The 18,168-nt window shown below is 39.9% G+C and carries 19 protein-coding genes; 1 reads left to right on the forward strand and 18 read right to left on the reverse strand.

All coding sequences use genetic code 11. From position 1 onward, the window contains the following. Positions 1-173 precede the first annotated feature (173 nt). The 11 genes from BABA_RS22685 to rpsU all read right to left on the reverse strand — a co-directional run bounded on the left by BABA_RS22685 (position 174) and on the right by rpsU (position 8,800). The gene (locus BABA_RS22685; RefSeq protein ID WP_007087597.1) at positions 174-548 is read right to left on the reverse strand and encodes a diacylglycerol kinase family protein; all 375 of its coding nucleotides are present in this window, start codon (positions 546-548) and stop codon (positions 174-176) included. Continuing rightward, complete coding sequence (gene ybeY, locus BABA_RS22690; RefSeq protein ID WP_007087598.1) at positions 532-1,002, reverse strand: rRNA maturation RNase YbeY; 471 nt, start codon at positions 1,000-1,002, stop codon at positions 532-534. The genes BABA_RS22685 and ybeY overlap by 17 nt, the downstream gene beginning before the upstream one ends. After that, positions 999-3,173: an HD family phosphohydrolase gene (locus BABA_RS22695; protein ID WP_007087599.1), complete on the reverse strand. Its 2,175-nt coding sequence runs from the start codon at positions 3,171-3,173 to the stop codon at positions 999-1,001. The genes ybeY and BABA_RS22695 overlap by 4 nt, the downstream gene beginning before the upstream one ends. A 166-nt stretch (positions 3,174-3,339) precedes the next feature. Further along, positions 3,340-4,320, reverse strand: coding sequence for a PhoH family protein (locus BABA_RS22700; RefSeq protein WP_007087600.1), 981 nt, complete (start codon positions 4,318-4,320; stop codon positions 3,340-3,342). Beyond that, positions 4,317-5,510, reverse strand: coding sequence for a sporulation protein YqfD (gene yqfD / locus BABA_RS22705; protein ID WP_007087601.1), 1,194 nt, complete (start codon positions 5,508-5,510; stop codon positions 4,317-4,319). Before yqfD ends, BABA_RS22700 begins: the two co-directional genes overlap by 4 nt. Next, positions 5,507-5,809, reverse strand: a complete 303-nt coding sequence (gene yqfC / locus BABA_RS22710) for a sporulation protein YqfC (RefSeq protein WP_007087602.1) — start codon at positions 5,807-5,809, stop codon at positions 5,507-5,509. Before yqfC ends, yqfD begins: the two co-directional genes overlap by 4 nt. A gap of 85 nt (positions 5,810-5,894) precedes the next feature. Continuing rightward, a complete protein-coding gene (locus tag BABA_RS22715) occupies positions 5,895-6,350 on the reverse strand; it encodes a hypothetical protein (protein WP_007087603.1) in 456 nt (151 codons plus the stop codon). 33 nt (positions 6,351-6,383) lie between these two features. Further along, positions 6,384-7,379: a flotillin-like protein FloA gene (gene floA, locus BABA_RS22720; RefSeq protein ID WP_007087604.1), complete on the reverse strand. Its 996-nt coding sequence runs from the start codon at positions 7,377-7,379 to the stop codon at positions 6,384-6,386. Between the two features lie 20 nt (positions 7,380-7,399). Beyond that, positions 7,400-8,035 carry an NfeD family protein gene (locus tag BABA_RS22725; RefSeq protein ID WP_007087605.1) on the reverse strand — a complete coding sequence of 212 codons (636 nt, stop codon included), beginning with the start codon at positions 8,033-8,035 and terminating at the stop codon, positions 7,400-7,402. Positions 8,036-8,164: 129 nt separating this feature from the next. Next, complete coding sequence (locus BABA_RS22730; protein ID WP_007087606.1) at positions 8,165-8,611, reverse strand: GatB/YqeY domain-containing protein; 447 nt, start codon at positions 8,609-8,611, stop codon at positions 8,165-8,167. A 15-nt stretch (positions 8,612-8,626) separates the two neighbouring features. Then, entirely contained in the window at positions 8,627-8,800 is a 174-nt protein-coding gene (rpsU, locus tag BABA_RS22735; RefSeq protein WP_007087607.1) for a 30S ribosomal protein S21, read from the reverse strand. Between the two features lie 167 nt (positions 8,801-8,967). Between rpsU and BABA_RS22740 the strand changes: the two genes are divergently transcribed. Next, positions 8,968-9,906, forward strand: coding sequence for a Na/Pi symporter (locus BABA_RS22740; protein WP_007087608.1), 939 nt, complete (start codon positions 8,968-8,970; stop codon positions 9,904-9,906). 44 nt (positions 9,907-9,950) lie between these two features. Here the strand turns inward: BABA_RS22740 and mtaB are convergent, their stop codons facing one another. From mtaB to hrcA, 7 genes are all read right to left on the reverse strand, one after another. Next, positions 9,951-11,324, reverse strand: a complete 1,374-nt coding sequence (gene mtaB / locus BABA_RS22745; protein ID WP_007087609.1) for a tRNA (N(6)-L-threonylcarbamoyladenosine(37)-C(2))-methylthiotransferase MtaB — start codon at positions 11,322-11,324, stop codon at positions 9,951-9,953. A gap of 7 nt (positions 11,325-11,331) precedes the next feature. Beyond that, positions 11,332-12,081, reverse strand: coding sequence for a 16S rRNA (uracil(1498)-N(3))-methyltransferase (locus BABA_RS22750; protein ID WP_007087610.1), 750 nt, complete (start codon positions 12,079-12,081; stop codon positions 11,332-11,334). Positions 12,082-12,188: 107 nt separating this feature from the next. After that, positions 12,189-13,130 carry a 50S ribosomal protein L11 methyltransferase gene (gene prmA, locus BABA_RS22755; protein WP_007087611.1) on the reverse strand — a complete coding sequence of 314 codons (942 nt, stop codon included), beginning with the start codon at positions 13,128-13,130 and terminating at the stop codon, positions 12,189-12,191. Between the two features lie 17 nt (positions 13,131-13,147). Further along, complete coding sequence (gene dnaJ / locus BABA_RS22760; protein WP_007087612.1) at positions 13,148-14,278, reverse strand: molecular chaperone DnaJ; 1,131 nt, start codon at positions 14,276-14,278, stop codon at positions 13,148-13,150. 119 nt (positions 14,279-14,397) lie between these two features. Further along, on the reverse strand, positions 14,398-16,227 hold the full coding sequence (gene dnaK / locus BABA_RS22765; protein ID WP_007087613.1) for a molecular chaperone DnaK: 1,830 nt from the start codon (positions 16,225-16,227) through the stop codon (positions 14,398-14,400). 29 nt (positions 16,228-16,256) lie between these two features. After that, positions 16,257-16,847 carry a nucleotide exchange factor GrpE gene (gene grpE / locus BABA_RS22770; protein WP_007087614.1) on the reverse strand — a complete coding sequence of 197 codons (591 nt, stop codon included), beginning with the start codon at positions 16,845-16,847 and terminating at the stop codon, positions 16,257-16,259. Positions 16,848-16,953: 106 nt separating this feature from the next. Beyond that, positions 16,954-17,985, reverse strand: a complete 1,032-nt coding sequence (hrcA, locus tag BABA_RS22775; RefSeq protein WP_007087615.1) for a heat-inducible transcriptional repressor HrcA — start codon at positions 17,983-17,985, stop codon at positions 16,954-16,956. Positions 17,986-18,168: the final 183 nt, after the last annotated feature.

Below are 18,168 nucleotides of genomic sequence, written 5' to 3' on the forward strand. Positions count from 1 at the left end.
TTCTTTATTTTACCTCAAAATTCAGAGAAAATCATTACTTGAAATGAAAAAGTAACATACAATTTTAAAAAGTTTGAATTTTCCCATAAATCAACTTGTCTTCTAAATGAAAGCTGATTATGTCATTTTAGCGGATTCCTCCGACTATTTCAAACTGCTAATTCAAGTCTGCCTTAAAATAGTTTAATGACGTAGGGTAAAAAGATAATCATTCCTACTACAATTGTTAGTGCGGCATAAATTAAAACTGCACCAGCCGCCAAATCCTTCGCTTGTTTTGCCAGCGGATGGTAGTCTGACGTAACAAGATCCACCACTCGTTCGATAGCAGAATTCATTACTTCAAGGGCAAACATCCCCCCGATAGCGAAAAGAATAAATAGCCACTCCAATTTTGTAATCGAAAAGTAACAGGACATCCCTACAACTATGATTGAACTTATGAAATGGAACCGCATATTTCTTTCCATTTTAAGAGCCATTGCGATTCCCGAAAAAGCAAACGATAACGAGCTTATGAATGAATTAGACTTATCTGGTGAGCCCATACTCGTCTAATATTTCCCTTTGCAATGTGAACATTTCCTTTTCCTCATCCTCAGTCATATGATCATACCCAAGGAGATGGAGGAACCCATGGACCGCAAGGAATCCCAGTTCTCTTTCAAAAGAATGGCCATACTCTTCAGCTTGTTCCTTTGTTCTAGGAATCGAAATAATAATATCACCTAAGACGCGGGGCATTTCTACACCTGTTAATTCCACTTCTCCTTCTCCTAGTTCCTCCATGGCAAAAGAAATCACATCTGTTGGCATGTCTTTATCCCGATATTCTCGGTTAATCTCTTGAATTCTCTCATTCGAAACAAATGTTACCGAAACTTCACTGTGTTCTTCAATCTCCAGTCTGTTTGCCGCAAAATTGATCAATCTTTCAATCTCAAGCATTTGTTGTTCTGATAGTTCATTGGTTTCGTCGGTACAATCAATAAGTAATGTCATGCTTGTTTCACCTTCTTAGTCTTTGTCAATTCAGGGTACTCGATTCTCGAGTGAAAGATTCCCTTTAATGTTTCGCATAGCGCATGTGATACGGTCTCAATTTCCTTAATCGTAATATCGCATTCATTTAATTGACCATCCTGCAGCCGGTCAGCCACGATTTTCTGAACGAGCGATTCAATTAATTCTGCCGTAGGCTGTGTTAAAGAGCGAACAGCTGCCTCAACACTATCCGCAATCCCAATCACTGCGGATTCTTTTGTCTGTGCCTTTGGACCAGGATAGCGAAACTCCTCTTCCTTTATTTCAGCATCACTTTGAAGTGCTTTATGGTAAAAGAATTTCAGCAATGTTGTCCCGTGATGCTGTTCGGCTATATCAATGATTTCCTTTGGCATATGATATTTCTTTAAAATAGCAGATCCATCAGTAACATGGGCAATGATGATATTCGCACTCTTTTCGGGCGGCAAGCGGTCATGGGGGTTATCATGATGCATTTGATTTTCGATAAAAAAGTTAGGCCGTTTTGTTTTTCCGATATCATGATAATAACTACCAACCCTAGCTAGGAGTCCATTAGCTCCGATCGCCTCACAAGCAGATTCCGCTAAATTGGCGACCATGACACTATGATGATAGGTTCCCGGCGCTTCCACCAGGATTTTCCTCAAGAGTGGATGGTTTGGATTGGAAAGTTCGATTAGTTTCATGGTCGAAAGGATCCCAAAACTTGCCTCAAAAAGTGGTAATAATCCAATGGTTAAAACTGCCGAACCAATACCGGAAACAAGGGCGGTAAGAAGATAATACCCATACTCAATACCCGAAAACTGTCCGTTTGGTAATAACATTAATGCGCAAATGGCCAAAACATTGACAATCGCCGCAAATGTGCCTGCTTGTAAAATTTTTGTCCGATGATTTTGGGTGTTCAAAAACAGGATAGCTGCTAAGGCATTGAAGAGAATATAGATTCCTTCTGAAAAATTAAGTGTCCCCGTAACCCCTTCATTAAATAAAACACTTCCGCAAACCGCCATAATAATCGACATGAGGATGGCAAGTTTTTCATCAATCAAAATCTTAATCAGCATCCCCCCAAGTGCTGCGGGAAAAATATAACCAATGCCAGCAAAGTTAAAAATTTGCAGCATACTAATAATTTTCATGATGAAAATGGAGAGAATGAAAATAATCCCGTACATTAATAAAAACGTTTGCCGTTTTTCAGGTAGTGATTTCATTTGATAAAAATAATAATAAATCGCCGAAAGTAAAATGGATATCAACAACACTAATCCAATAAATGGCTTATAAGATTTATTATTATTTAAAAGACCAACTAGTTTTAGTTGCCGATAGATATCCTGATTAATTAATTTACCTTCCTCAACAATAATTTGCCCCTGAAGAATCTTTACAGGTTCTACACTTTCAGCAGCTTGTTGTCTAAGCTCCTCTGTTGCATTAGGATCATAAAATTCATTTTGAATGACAGCAAATCTGCCAAGATCGATTGCTGCCAATCTTAAATTATCATTTAACGAAGTATACTTTAATTCCTCTTCGACCCTCTTTTTAGCATTTTCCACTTCATCTGTCGAAATTCTCTTTGTCATAACATTGTTGATTGCCGTCACAGTTAAATCCTTTGCAATCGATAATTCATCATTACTGGCCCCAACTAAGGTAGAAAAAACTTGATTTGGGAGATCCTTCGCGACACCTGCGGTCAATTTTGTTTTTAATCTAGTTATTTTATCAGAAACACTAGGCTCCCCTTTTGCCGGATTTTCCTCCACTAATTCTTCCTGCTTCTTCATTTCCTCTTTTATTTCATCATTTACCTCTACCGCTGCTTGAAAAATGGAGGTAATTAAATCCACCCGATTTTGCGTGTACTCATTTTTCAACGCATAGACTGGCTTCACCTGGTTAATGGCTTCTTTACGCTTATTCTCCGTACTTTTTTTATCCTCTACAGTCCCAGGGGAACGAATCGTTTTTTCCGCAACTGAAAAAAGGCTTAAATCTAGTTTTTCCGGTTTTACATTACTGTACATGGCTCCAAAGAGGACAACCCCTAATACAAAGAAAAATAGGATTCGAAATAAGGTAAAATCAAGTAACTTTCGTATCCGTATGAAGTGTTGCTGCAGTTTATCCAACTAAATTCCCTCCAACCACGGCCCATAAATCATCTTTATTGCAAAAAAGATTATACATATTATTACTGAAAGTGTGCTTTATGTAAAATGATAACAGTTTTTATAAGAAGTTTCATCTTAAAAAAAGAAACGTTAGTATGGAAAAAAGGGATAAACCAAAATAGGTTTACCCCTGATTATTCCGTGAAGGTGTCTTTTTCTCATAGGCTTCGATAATTCTACCGACAAGCGGATGACGAACTACATCTGTTTGTTCTAAAAAGATAAAGGATAAACCATTCACATTTCTCAGTATTTCTTCAGCAGCAATTAGACCCGATTTTGCCCCTTTAGGCAAATCAATTTGTGTTTGGTCACCCGTGATAACCATTTTCGATCCAAAGCCGAGTCTAGTCAAGAACATTTTCATCTGGGCATGTGTGGTATTTTGCGCCTCATCCAAAATAACAAAGGCATCATCCAATGTCCGGCCTCTCATATAAGCGAGTGGGGCAATTTCAATTGTTCCGCGATCAATTAACCTTTGGGTATGTTCTGCTCCTAAAACGTCATTCAGGGCATCATACAGCGGTCTTAAATATGGATCCACCTTTTCTTTTAAATCTCCTGGGAGGAATCCGAGACTCTCACCCGCCTCAACAGCAGGCCTCGTTAAAATAATCTTATTTACCTGTCCATTTTTCAGGGCATTCACAGCCATTATGACTGCGAGATAGGTTTTTCCTGTTCCAGCAGGACCAATTCCGAAAACGAGGTCACTTTTCTTTATAGCCATCACATATTGCCTTTGCCCCAGCGTTTTAATCCGGATTGATTTTCCTTTAACAGTTTTGCCAATCTCTTCGTCATATAAATTGACAAAATAATCAAGCGTCCCTTTCTGTGCCATTTGAATGGCATACAGGACATCTCTTTGGCTAATGTTTATTCCCTTTCGAATCACAAATAGTAATCGGTCTAGTATTTGTCCTGCCATGATGACTTTTTCTTCATCACCTGACATGCTGACAGATTCACCCCTTGTGATGATGGAAACACCTAGTTCTTGTTCAATTAATTTTAAATTTTGGTCAGCATTTCCCAACAGGTTGACAGCCTCTGAGGGATTTTCTAGTTGTAAATTGATGGTTGTTAATTTTTCTGTCATTCAGGAGTCTCCTTGGAAATCGGTTGTCCGACTGCAATGTTTTCAATCACATTAAAATGAATATCTAGTATAACCTTACCATTTTTATACTCTTTGTGTAAAATCTTTTCATCTTTAATGATAGCATCTTCATCCAGCTTGGTTTTTATTTCTTTTTTAGCAAATTCCAGTGCATGATGTTCTGCTTCCTTTTTCGAATAGGTACGCTGAACATCCTCACTTTCGCGTAACGTTTTATTCATATAAGAAATCGGCAGCTTCCATTTTAGGAAATGAACATTATGAACATTCTTTTCTGTTTTATATTTCTTGAATTCAGGTTTCCCAAAACCCCAAATGGGAATTTCTAAATTCCCTACTAACAAAGAATGTTTTTGCTTTTCCTTACCAGTAAATACGTTAAAGTTTGTCACCATGGGGAGTTTGACAGTGCTTATATACCAAGTCCCCCCCCAGACTTCACCCTTAGCTGCCACTATTTTAGGGCTGCCTTCTTGTCCATAAATTCCGGAAACGAGTAAATCACCCTTTTCCACAATATCATTCTTATTAACCATTGTTTGCCCCGCTTCAACAAACATATTTACAATAACAGCCTTCTTTTTCGCGATGAGATTTTGCGGGGATAATTGTTCCGCCTTTTTCGGCTCATTCTTTTCGACAACCTGCAGATGATAGGTTGTCCCCTTTAATTCCACGCCAACCCATGTCAGGGCACCAATTTTCTCCGTTAATTGTCTTTGGATCCCTTCCACATTATCAACAAAAAACTGTACCTTCCCAATTTTAACGCCCATCTTGTCCAATTCTTTACGAATTTGATACTCTGTTGCAGGCTTTGCTCCTTTTATGTCAATACCCCAAATCACATTCGATAAGAAAAAAATGATGAATAAAAAGGCGGCTGCACCCAACATAAAGCCGCTATTTTTTAATAATCTTCTTAGCAAAAATGGTACTCCGCTTCGACGTAAAAAAGAAATTTTACATTCATTTTTTCGCGCAAATTGCCTAATTTTCATTGCATCCTGAAGCCTCATTTGAAGGGTAATCGTGTCAGTCCCATGTCGTTTTACGTTCCAAATATGGAGACCGTTTCGTGTTAACACATTTAAAAACCGTTCAAGCCCCTTTCCCGAAACTTTCACAGTGACTCTGCCATACAGGAATTCAATCCATTGGTTCTTCATTTTGTTCCTCCCGGATTATCAGTGATATAAATAACCTGATCTATTTTTCCTTCAAGTAAAATTTCTTCTGGTAAAATGGTTTTAATCACAAATGACTTGCCTTTGATTAATAATTGTCCTTGCTTTAACAATAAACGGAGTTCTTTATCCGTAAATGCGAGCAGCCCGCGGTGATTTTCAATATATATATGGATTTGTCCAATCATCGTAATTCGGGGCAAATCCATCATGACATCTTGAGGAAGATCCATTTTATTAGCCATCCAGTTGCGAACTCGCTGGCCCCATTTTTTTGCCATAAAAAAAGAACCCCCTTTCATCTCATATTTATGAAATGAAAGAAGGTTCTAGCACATATTTTTCTATTCGACTTCCAAAGGCCGTTTACCCTCTTTTGGGAAAGTAAGGCTTTTTAGAGCGCGGCTCACCAAGAATCTCTGCCCAAATAATTCCATTAACCAAGGTTTGTGCATTTGGCTCCATTGAGATACTCGGTTCACATTCGTCCTTAGACACTTCGATTGTTTGTTCCTTCATCTTTTCTCGTTGCAGACGGGATGCTGCCAGCGCCTTCCGACTCGATTCAGATTCTTTTCTGACTTGGTTATATTCTTGTTCAAGCGTTCGATTACTTTTTTGCAGCACTTCCACTTTTTGCTCCGATTTAATTGGGGCAGCTGGAAGCGAGACTTCATTTTTAAGCTCTTTAAATAGCGTTCGGATATCCTCCATACCACTTACTTTGATTGGCTTTTTAGGAGATTGACCTTGAGTCCTTTTTGATTTGCCAAATATTGTTGAGATAATACCTACAATGATGAAAAATAATATTGTTTCCAAAGCTCCCACCCTCCATTTTAATTAATGTGGGGTTTATTTATCGTCTTTCTTCTCACCTGTCATTTTCCCAATCGAACCTCTCATTTCCGTATCCGCGGAAATGTTTTTATAATTCATATAGTCCATAACACCGATATTACCTGATTTAAGGGCTTCAGCCATTGCAAGAGGTACCTCTGCTTCTGCTTCCACTACCTTGGCCCTCATTTCTACTACCTTCGCCTTCATTTCCTGTTCGGAAGCGACTGCCATTGCTCGGCGCTCTTCTGCCTTTGCCTGGGCAATTTTCTTATCTGCCTCCGCTTGTTCTGTTTGTAATTCTGCACCAATGTTTTTACCGATATCCACATCCGCAATATCTATCGACAGGATTTCAAAGGCTGTCCCAGCATCGAGACCCTTTGCCAAAACGGTCTGCGAGATTAAATCCGGATTTTCGAGAACTTTGCTATGGCTGTCTGATGAACCAATTGTTGAGACAACCCCCTCACCAACCCGGGCCACAACCGTTTCTTCACCCGCACCACCGACAAGACGCTCGATATTGGCACGGACGGTAATTCTAGCTTTTGCTTTTACTTCTATCCCGTTCATTGCAACACCTGCGATAAATGGCGTTTCAATTACTTTAGGGTTAACACTCATTTGCACCGCTTCTAATACATCTCGTCCCGCAAGGTCAATTGCGGCACAACGTTCAAACGATAATTCAATATTGGCTCGGTGTGCAGCAATAAGCGCATTGACGACTCGGTCCACATTTCCTCCAGCAAGATAATGGCTTTCAAGCTGATTGATTGTGACGCTTAAACCAGCTTTATGGGCTTTAATAAGCGGATTAACCACCCTGCTTGGCGTTACCCTTCTCAGCCTCATCCCAACTAATGTGAAAATACTAATGCGAACCCCTGCAGCAAGTGCCGAAATCCAAAGCATAACTGGTACAAATGATAATAAGATCCCTAAAAAGATTAAGGCAATGACAACTACAGCAATAATAAAAATAGTTCCACCGGATACAACATCCATTTCTTTTACCCCCTCATGATTTATTTGACTTCTCTAACAACAATACGGGCACCTTCCACTTTAATGACCTTCACTTTAGCATTTTGCTCAATAAAGCCGCCTTCACTTACAACATCAACTCGTTCATTATGAATGATAATCGTTCCAGCCGGTCTTAATATCGTTAATGCGGTTCCGACTTTTCCTAAAAGATCAGTACGGTTAATATTTGAAACATAGCCGTCCTCTTTTCTGGCTGTCTCTGACAAGACCATTTTATTAAAAAGAACCAGTTTTTTACCGAAAGTCTTAATCATCAAAAAGAATACAATAATTGAAATCATAATGGCAATAAAGATAGAAACGCCTATTTGCATGGCATTCTCGCCCGCTAAAAAAAGACTTAAAATTAAGGCCGCAACACCGAGCGTTCCGGCAACAGCACCCGGTAGAAAGAACTCTAGGAAGATAAGCAGGATTCCTAATACAAATAGGGTTAATGTCCCAAATCCGGCCAGCCCGGCTTGGAAATGCCCATAAAAGAACAAAATAAGCGCAAACACCCCAATAAACCCCGCTATACCTATTTTTGAGGAAAAAAGCTCCATTACAATTCCCACTCCCGCAATGGTTAAGAGAACGGTTACAACGATTGGGTCAGTAAGAAATTCAACCATTCAAGATCCCCCCCTTCTTTCTTCAACTGACTCTATTAACTACGTTTGAAACTGTAAAAGGTTTCACTCTCGTCAAAATAACTTAAAAGACCGCAAGCACTAGATGCTTCCGGTCTTTATGTCAGAATACTATGAAAGGTGTTGTTGTACAAATTTATTAACAAGAGATCCGTCTGCTTTACCCTTAACTTTCGGCATAATCGCAGCCATCACTTTTCCCATTTCCGCTTTTGACGTTGCACCAACTTCAGCAATCGTTTCTTTAACAATTTCTGATAGCTCTTCTTCAGAAAGCTGTTTTGGTAAATACAGCTCGACAATCGAGAGCTCGGTATGCAATTTATCAACTAGGTCTTGACGACCAGCCTTATCAAATTCATGGAGGGAGTCTTTGCGTTGCTTTACTTCGCGAGAAAGGATCGTTAACTCCACATCTTCGGAAAGCTCTTTTGTTCCAAGCTTGATCGCTTCATTCTGCAAGGAAGCTTTGACCATCCGAATAACTGAGAGTTTGTCTTTTTCCTTGTTTTTCATCGCTTGTTTCATATCATTATTCAAACGCTCGAGAAGACTCATATATTACACCCTCTCTTAAAACTTACGTTTTCTTGCTGCTTCAGACTTTTTCTTACGTTTTACACTTGGTTTTTCATAAAATTCGCGCTTTCTTGCCTCTTGCAAAGTACCAGTTTTTGATACTGTACGTTTGAAGCGACGAAGAGCATCTTCAAGCGATTCGTTTTTACGAACGACGGTTTTAGACATTCTCTTTCCCTCCCTCCGAAACACAACACACTAACATTCAATCCATGTACCTTGCAATTATAATATAACCTTGATACAAGGTCAACTGAAATTCTTAATCAGTATTTTTAAAAATATGACATGTCCTTCTCCCCTTGACCATACAATTGAGCGAGGGGGGCCGGGACATGCCGTACATATTATTATTTGTTCTTTGTATTTTATTATTTATTTTTGGAATGACCATTATTAGGTTTGGTTTATTTAATTTGTCTGCAAATAAATTGAAAACTTGGCTGATAAAATTAACAAGCACACCGTTAAAAGGCATGGTAACCGGAACCTTCATCACAGCATTGCTGCAAAGCAGCTCCGCAGTAATGGTCATCACGATTGGGTTAATTTCGGCTAGAATTATGACCTTCCCTCAATCTATTGGAATTATTCTCGGTACCAATATCGGCACAACCTTTAAAACGGAACTTATTACCTTTGATCTAGATGCCATCCTTGTTCCACTTGCCGTTAGTGGTGCACTACTTATTTTATTTAAAAATAAAAAAGCAAGAAGTATTGGCATGCTTTTATTTGGAATCGCCTCTGTTTTTACTGCGATGAAGGGGTTCGAATTATTAGCGCAACCATTAACGACAATGGGTTTTATCAATAAATTTATTTTGTCTATTAATGACAATCTTCTTTTAGGTCTATTAGCCGGTACTGTTATCACTGCTGTTATCCAGTCAAGCACGGCGATGACGGGGATTGCGATGGGATTTTTAACTGCCGGACTGTTGCAGCTGGATGCCGGTATTGCCATTGTCCTTGGAGCAAATATTGGCACATGTATTACGGCGATTATTGCCTCGATCGGCGGTGGCAAGGAATCTAAATTAGCTGCTTTTGCACATGTCTGGCTCAACGTATTCGGGGTTTTACTATTTATCCCGCTGATTCCGATCCTGACGGAAAACGCACCATTGCTTGCCAGCAGAAAAGACGTCCAGCTAGCGCATATAAGTGTGATTTTTAATGTGGCAACCTCATTGCTTGTCTTACCTTTTGCAACCCGGTTTGGTGAAATGATCTTATTTTTCCACGACCGACGGCCTAAGCGGCCTGTATAGTAAAAAAAGACGGCGAAATTAAATCGCCGTCTTTTTCCTTTTTCTTAAATAGCAGCTTCTTCCTGCTTAAAAACTTCTTCTTTAACAATCGCAGTATCTTCGACAACCCGTACAAATTGACCTTCATTGAATGGGTAACCTGCTTTAGTAATTTTCACTTTAACAATCTTACCAACCATATCTTCTGTTGCTGGGAAGACCACTTTTAGGTAATTATCTGTATAGCCAACATATTTTCCGGAATTAGGCTCTTCCTTGTACTCCTCTTCAGGAATCACTTCTAATACTTCACCATCAAAAAGTGATGCGTATTCTTTTGCCAGCTGATCAGAAAGAGAAATTAAACGGTGGACACGTTCATTTTTTACTTCTTCATCTACCTGATCTTCCATCCGTGCGGCAGGAGTTCCTGTTCGCTTCGAATATGGGAAGACATGAAGCTCAGAGAATTTATGATCTTTAATAAAATTATACGTTTCCATAAACTCTTCTTCTGTTTCCCCAGGGAAACCAACAATGACATCAGATGTAACGGCAAGGCCAGGAAGCACCTCTTTCAAGCGCTCTAGTCTTTCTCCAAAGAATTCCATCGTATATTTACGGCGCATTCTTTTTAAAACTGAATCAGAACCCGATTGAATCGGAATATGCAGATGACGGACAACGATATTAGAGTGTTTAATAACCTCAATGACTTCATCCGTAATCTGGCTCGCCTCAATCGATGAAATACGGAGACGTTCAAGACCTCTTACACCTGCTTCTAAATCACGGAGCAGCAGCGCAAGATTATAATCTTTCATATCCTCTCCGTAACCGCCAGTATGAATGCCTGTTAATACGATTTCCTTGTACCCAGCATCTACAAGCTGTTGTGCTTGCCGAATTACTTCTTTTGGATCACGTGATCTCATTAAACCACGAGCCCATGGAATGATACAGAAGGTACAGAAATTGTTGCAGCCCTCTTGAATTTTTAATGAGGCTCGTGTTCTGTCCGTAAACGAAGGAACATCAAGTTCTTCATAAACGCGGTTTTTCATGATGTTACCTACGCCATTAATCGGCTGTCGTTCCGTTTTATATTGTTCAATGTAATCAAGCATTTTCACTCGATCCTGCGTTCCGACGACAACATCAACGCCAGGAATCGCCATAATTTCTGCTGGCGATGTTTGTGCATAACACCCCGTCACACAAATGACAGCATCCGGATTTTTCCGAACAGCCCGGCGGATCACCTGACGGCTCTTTTTATCCCCTGTGTTAGTAACGGTACATGTATTGATAATATATACATCGGAAATTGCTTCAAAATCAACTCGTTCGTAGCCTTCTTGTTTAAACAATTGCCAGATGGCTTCAGTTTCATAGTGGTTCACCTTGCATCCAAGTGTATGAAACGCGACTGTTGCCATTGTAAACTCACCTCAATAATTCAAAATGATAGGAAATGGCCGCAAGTGTATACAATGGGGCCGTTTCCGTCCGTAAAATTCGCGGGCCTAACCCGCATAGACCAAAGCCATTTTCTTTTAATAGCCGAATCTCATCATCAGCTAAGCCGCCTTCCGGCCCAAAAACCAAAAGGAGAGACTCCCCTTTTTTCATTTGTTTAAGGGTTGAAGAAAAAACGGACATTTCTCCGTTTCTACTTTCGTCTTCAAAAGCTGCTAATTTATAATCAAAATCCTTACTTTTTCCCAGTAACGCTTTAAAATTCATGGTGCTTATGATTTCAGGGATTAGGACGCGATGGGATTGCTCTGCAGCCTCTTTGGCAATCTTTTGCCATCTCTCTAATTTTTTAGCTGCTTTTTTTTCATCCCACTTCACGATTGAGCGGGCAGCAGAAAATGGAAGAAACTGATGGGCACCCAGTTCAGTTCCTTTTTGAATAATCCATTCCAGCTTGTCCCCTTTTGGCAGGCCGCTTGCAATCGTAATCGAAATCGGAAGCTCCGAAACTTCATCTTTCCATTGTACAACGTCTGCAACGACACTTGAATCGGTAATTTCTGCAAGCCTGCAAACAGCTTGTTTTCCTTCCGGATCAACACAAATGACCTGATCACCAATCTGCATCCGCATAACCTTTACAATATGATGGCGGTCTTCATCAGCAATGGTAAACTGATTATCATTTGCCTGTTGTCTAACAAAGTAGCGTTGCACACTTTTACACCCTCTCAAAACATTTTACTCTTTATTTTACAAAATTTAAGGTAATAATGAAAGATTGAAAAATAAAAAGGGGCTTCTAACACCCCTTTTGTCCATCATTATATCCTTTTGGCGATAATCGCAACCCAGTCTTCCATAAGAATGGTTTCGATAATATCAAATCCTGCTGCCACAAGTGCTTCTTTCACTAAATCTTTTTTCTGCTGTATAATCCCTGAGGCAATAAAGGTGCCGCCAGGCTTAACACATCGTGCAACGTCATCCGTAAATCTAACAATTACTTCTGCTAAAATATTCGCTACGATTACATCTGCAGATTTCTCCGGAACACCATCTAAAAGATTGTTCTGGGAAATAGTCACTGTTTTACTAACCTTATTAAGCTTAATATTCAACTTTGCAGATGTTACAGCAACTTCATCAAGGTCATAAGCTCTAACATCCTCGGCACCAAGCATTGCTGCGGCAATACTGAGCACACCAGAACCAGTCCCAACATCGATTACTCGATCTCCCGGACGAACTGTTCTTTCTAGGGCTTGAATACACATGACAGTGGTTGGATGTGTTCCCGTACCAAAAGCCATGCCAGGGTCAAGCTCAATAATTAACTCATCACTGCTGACCGGTTCATATATCTCCCAAGTAGGGACAATTGTGAACTTTTCTGAAATTTTCACGGGATTATAATATTTCTTCCAAGCGGTTGCCCACTCTTCTTCGTTTACCTCACTAATTGTTACCTGGTTTAAGCCTAAATCAATATCATAAATAATCAGGTTATTAATTGATTCCTTGATTGCCTCTACCGTTTCTCCAAGGAAACTATTTACCGGTAAATAGGCTTTTACAATAACGCCTTCCTCCGGATAATCGTCTGGATTGAGTTGGTAGATTTCTCCGAACTGATCTTCCCTTTCCTTTGTCAATTCGAATGGATCTTCAATGACTACACCGCTCGCCCCGGCTTCATGCAAGATATGTGAAATAGGTTCGATCGCCTCATTTGTTGTGTGGATACTAATTTCTGACCACTTCATTCTACCAACTCCAATCCTTACTCGCTTTTAAAGGCACGTTTTACTTTTGAGAAAAAACTTTCTTCATGTTCACCGATAGGGGAGGTTCCGCTAAGCTCGGCGAATTCTTTCAGAAGCTGTTTCTGCTTGTCGGAAAGCTTTGTTGGCGTAATAATTCGAACAATAATGTATTGATCCCCTACACCATAACCGCGTACATTAGGAATACCTTTCCCTTTTAGGCGGAATTTCTTTCCTGTTTGAGTACCGGCTGGAACTTTCAGTTTCACTTTGCCGTTTAATGCTGGGACCTCAATTTCATCACCCAACGACGCTTGAACAAACGTAATAGGCATTTCACAATAAATATCATCGCCATCTCTTTCAAAAAACTCATGCTGGCGTACTTGGAAAACAACATAAAGGTCACCAGCCGGCCCACCATTAAATCCTGCTTCCCCTTGACCTGCCATGCGCAGCTGCTGGCCATCATCAATACCGGCAGGAATTTTGACATGAATTTTCTTGCGCTTTTGCACTTTTCCTTTACCACCGCAGGTTGAACATTTATGTTTTATTTCTTTCCCCGTACCATTACAGTAATGGCATGTACGACGATTAACAATCCTGCCAAATGGAGTATTTTGCTCTACATTTAACTGCCCGCTTCCTTGGCAGTGCTGACAAGTCTCCGGTTTTGTTCCGGGCTTTGCACCTGAACCGCTGCATGTTTCGCAGGTTTCTTCACGTGGAATTTCAATATCTGTTTCTTTTCCAAACGCTGCTTCCTCAAAGGAAACAGTCATTGTATATTGGAGGTCTGCTCCTTGTCTAGGCGCATTCGGGTCACGTCTTCTTGAACCGCCTCCGCCCCCGAAGAAAGTATTAAAAATGTCTTCGAAGCCGCCAAAGCCGCCGCCGAAATCAGCCCCGCCGCCAAAACCTTGGTTTGGATCGGTATGACCAAATTGGTCATAATGAGCCTTCTTTTGGTCATCGCTTAACACTTCATATGCTTCAGCGATTTCCTTAAATTTATCAGCCGCATCCGGCTCTTTATTAATATCTGGATGATATTGTTTGGAAAGCTTGCGATAAGCTTTTTTTATTTCATCCTTAGAAGCACTCTTACTTACACCGAGCACTTCATAGTAATCCCGTTTACTCATGATTACCACTCCCGAATCTGTCACATAAAGATTATTCTAACACCTGTAATAGTTCTATTGCAATAAAAAAGCCAAAGCCCATTGACTGACTTTGACTTTTTTGGTTGTTACTCAGCCGATTATTTATCTTCCTTAACTTCTTCAAATTCAGCATCAACAACATCATCATTAGCAGTAGTTTGGCCTGCATCTCCGCCTTGCTGCGCTTGCTGTGCTTGTGCCGCTTGTTCATAAAGCTTCACAGTTAATGCTTGAACAATTTCCTGTAATGCATCTTTTGCAGTACGGATTTCATTTAGGTCGTTTTTCTCAATAGCAGCTTTTAAAGCATCCTTCGCTTCATTTGCCTTTGTAACTTCAGAAGCATCTACCTTGCCTTCAAGATCTTTTAACGTTTTTTCTGTTGTAAAGACAAGCTGGTCTGCCTCATTGCGAAGCTCCACTTCTTCCTTACGCTGTTTATCGGCTTCAGCATTCTCTTCTGCTTCTCTTACCATTTTTTGAATTTCTTCATCAGAAAGACCTGTTGAAGACTTAATCGTAATTTGTTGTTCCTTATTTGTACCAAGGTCTTTAGCACGGACATTTACGATCCCGTTTTTATCAATATCAAAGTTTACTTCAATTTGCGGAATTCCGCGTGGTGCTGGCGGAATATCGGATAATTGGAAGCGACCCAATGTTTTATTATTCGCTGCCATTGGACGTTCCCCTTGAAGTACATGGATATCTACAGCAGTTTGGCTATCTGCAGCCGTTGAGAACACCTGTGATTTGGATGTAGGGATGGTTGTATTACGGTCAATCAACTTTGTAAACACTCCGCCCATAGTTTCAATACCAAGTGAGAGTGGTGTAACGTCTAGTAAAACAACATCCTTAACGTCACCAGTGATAACGCCACCCTGAATAGCAGCACCCATTGCGACTACTTCATCCGGGTTTACGCCACGGTGAGGCTCCTGTCCAGTTGCTTTCTTAATTGCTTCTTGAACAGCTGGAATCCTCGTTGAACCGCCAACAAGAATGACTTTATCAAGTTGTGATGGTGACAAGCCTGCATCACTTAATGCTTGGCGAGTTGGACCCATTGTCCGTTCAACCAAGTTGGCAGAAAGTTCATCAAACTTCGCTCTTGACATAGTTACTTCAAGATGAAGCGGGCCAGCTGCGCCTGCAGTGATAAATGGTAATGAAATTTGAGTTGAAGTCACACCTGACAAGTCCTTTTTCGCCTTTTCAGCTGCGTCCTTTAAGCGTTGTAAAGCCATTTTATCTTGAGAAAGGTCGATTCCATTATCTTTTTTGAATTGTTCCACTAAATAATCAATAATCACTTGGTCAAAATCGTCGCCGCCTAAGCGATTATCACCAGCGGTGGATTTTACTTCAAATACACCGTCACCAAGTTCAAGAATAGAAACGTCAAATGTACCGCCGCCAAGGTCATAAACAAGAATGGTTTGATCTTGATCTGTTTTATCTAAACCGTAAGCTAAAGCAGCTGCAGTCGGTTCATTAATGATTCGCTCTACTTCAAGACCGGCAATTCTTCCGGCATCCTTAGTTGCTTGACGTTCTGCATCATTAAAATAAGCAGGTACTGTAATAACGGCCTTTGTCACAGGCTCCCCAAGATAATCTTCAGCATAGGATTTTAAATATTGAAGAATGATGGCAGAAAGCTCTTGCGGTGTGTAATCTTTGCCTTCAATATTTTCTTTATGATTTGTTCCCATATGGCGTTTAATCGACATAATGGTGTTTGGATTTGTAATCGCCTGGCGTTTTGCCACTTCCCCAACTTGGCGCTCGCCGTTTTTAAACGCAATAACAGACGGAGTTGTGCGATTTCCTTCTGGATTAGGAACTACTTTTGGCTCCCCGCCTTCAAGTACGGACACACAAGAGTTTGTTGTACCAAGGTCAATACCAATTATTTTACTCATTGCCTTTTCCTCCTAATATATATGTAGAATTATTGATTAACTTTCACCATTGCTGGGCGAATCACGCGGTCTTTTAATAGATAGCCCTTTTGAAATTCGTCTGTAACAATATTGGATCCAACGTTTTCATCTTCACCTTGCATGACAGCATGATGATGATGAGGGTCAAACTCTTTCCCTACGGATTCAATTTGTTCAACACCTTCATTTTTCAAGGCCTCTAAAAGACTACGGTAGATCATATCCATCCCTTGTAATAAAGACTTGGTCTGTTCATGATCAACTTCTACATTCATGGCTCTTTCAAAATTATCTAGTGCGGGCAGTAAATCTGTAATTAACTTTTGAGCTCTATATTTTTCACTCGCCTCTTGGTCTAACCGAGAACGACGGCGGAAATTATCAAAATCTGCTTGAAGTCGTAAATACCGATTCTCTGCTTCCTCTATCTTACCATTTAGCGTTTGAATTTCTTTCGTAAGCTCTACGACTGGATCAACATTTGCCTGTTTTGTCGCTTCACTTTCAGCCGCATTTTCATCGGTAAGTTCAACATTTTCAGTATTTTTAACATCAATTTCTACTTCTTCATTAATCGTATTATTCTTTTCATTCGTCAACTTACTCACCTCCCTTAAAGCATTTGTTACATATTATGAAACCTATATTTTCATGGTAAAAGGTGTGAAATTAAAGGCATTCCACCCTTACTCAATATTACCAGTGCTATTTATTTTGATACAGTTTCGTTAAGACTTGTGTCAAATCACTGCTTAAAAATTGGAGCAAACCGATCACACGCGAATATTCCATTCTCGTTGGACCAAGGATAGCAATCGTACCTAATTTTTCTTGACCAACTGAATAGGAAGCAGTGATTAAGCTGCAATTGTCCATGGCGGTAATATTATTTTCCGTGCCTATTTTGACATGAATGCCTGCAGAATCTTTCCGAATTAAATTATAGATCCATTCTTCCTGATCAATCATCATCAGTAATGTACGTATTTTTGATATATCATGAAATTCCGGTTGGCTTAATATATTTGTTTTTCCACCAAAGAAAAGCTTTTCATGGATTGGCATTTTCAAAGAATCAGCGATCGTATGCAGCATTAAATCATAATTATGAATGTGCTGCCTTAAAAGCATTGCTACTTCCTTATAAATCTTATCGTTTAAACTCTCTAAGGAAACACCTGAAAGCCGATCATTTAAAATATTTACTGTTTTTTCTAAATCACTTGCATCCATAGAGGCAGGTAATGAAAAAGTACGATTTTCAACATGACCGGTATCCGTAACAAAAATGGCAACTGCAGTCTCTTTGTTTAACGGTATGATTTGGATTTTTTTCAGCTTATTAATACTTACTGCTGGACCAAGAACAATCGAGGTATAATTGGTCAGCTCAGAAAGAATTTTGGCCGATCTTTGAATGATCTCTTCATACTCGTAAATCTTTTCAGCAAAGATGGATCGAATAATCGATATATCCTGCTTGTTTAATACTTGAGGAGACAATAAATGATCTACATAATACCGGTAACCTTTTTCCGAAGGCACACGCCCTGACGAGGTGTGTGTCTTTTCTATATACCCCAACTCTTCGAGATCGGCCATTTCATTGCGAATCGTAGCCGAACTAAAGGATATTTCCTCTTTTTTCGACAAGCTTCTTGAGCCGACTGGTTGGGCAGATCGAATAAAGTCATCAACAATAACTTGCAGAATTAACAATTGACGATCTGTTAACAACATTCATCACCTCTGTTAGCACTCATCATTACCGAGTGCTAATTATACTAATAAATTATCAAAAAAGGGGGTAAGGTGTCAATAGAAAAGCACAAGCGCCTTGTTCAGGGGCGACAAGCACAAGACGAGCCGGCCGAAAGGTTGTTCTTTAACCTTTTGGACGGATTGGCTTGTGACCTCGAG

The sequence above is a fragment of the Neobacillus bataviensis LMG 21833 genome (assembly GCF_000307875.1).
In the GTDB taxonomy this organism is placed as follows: domain Bacteria; phylum Bacillota; class Bacilli; order Bacillales; family Cytobacillaceae; genus Neobacillus; species Neobacillus bataviensis.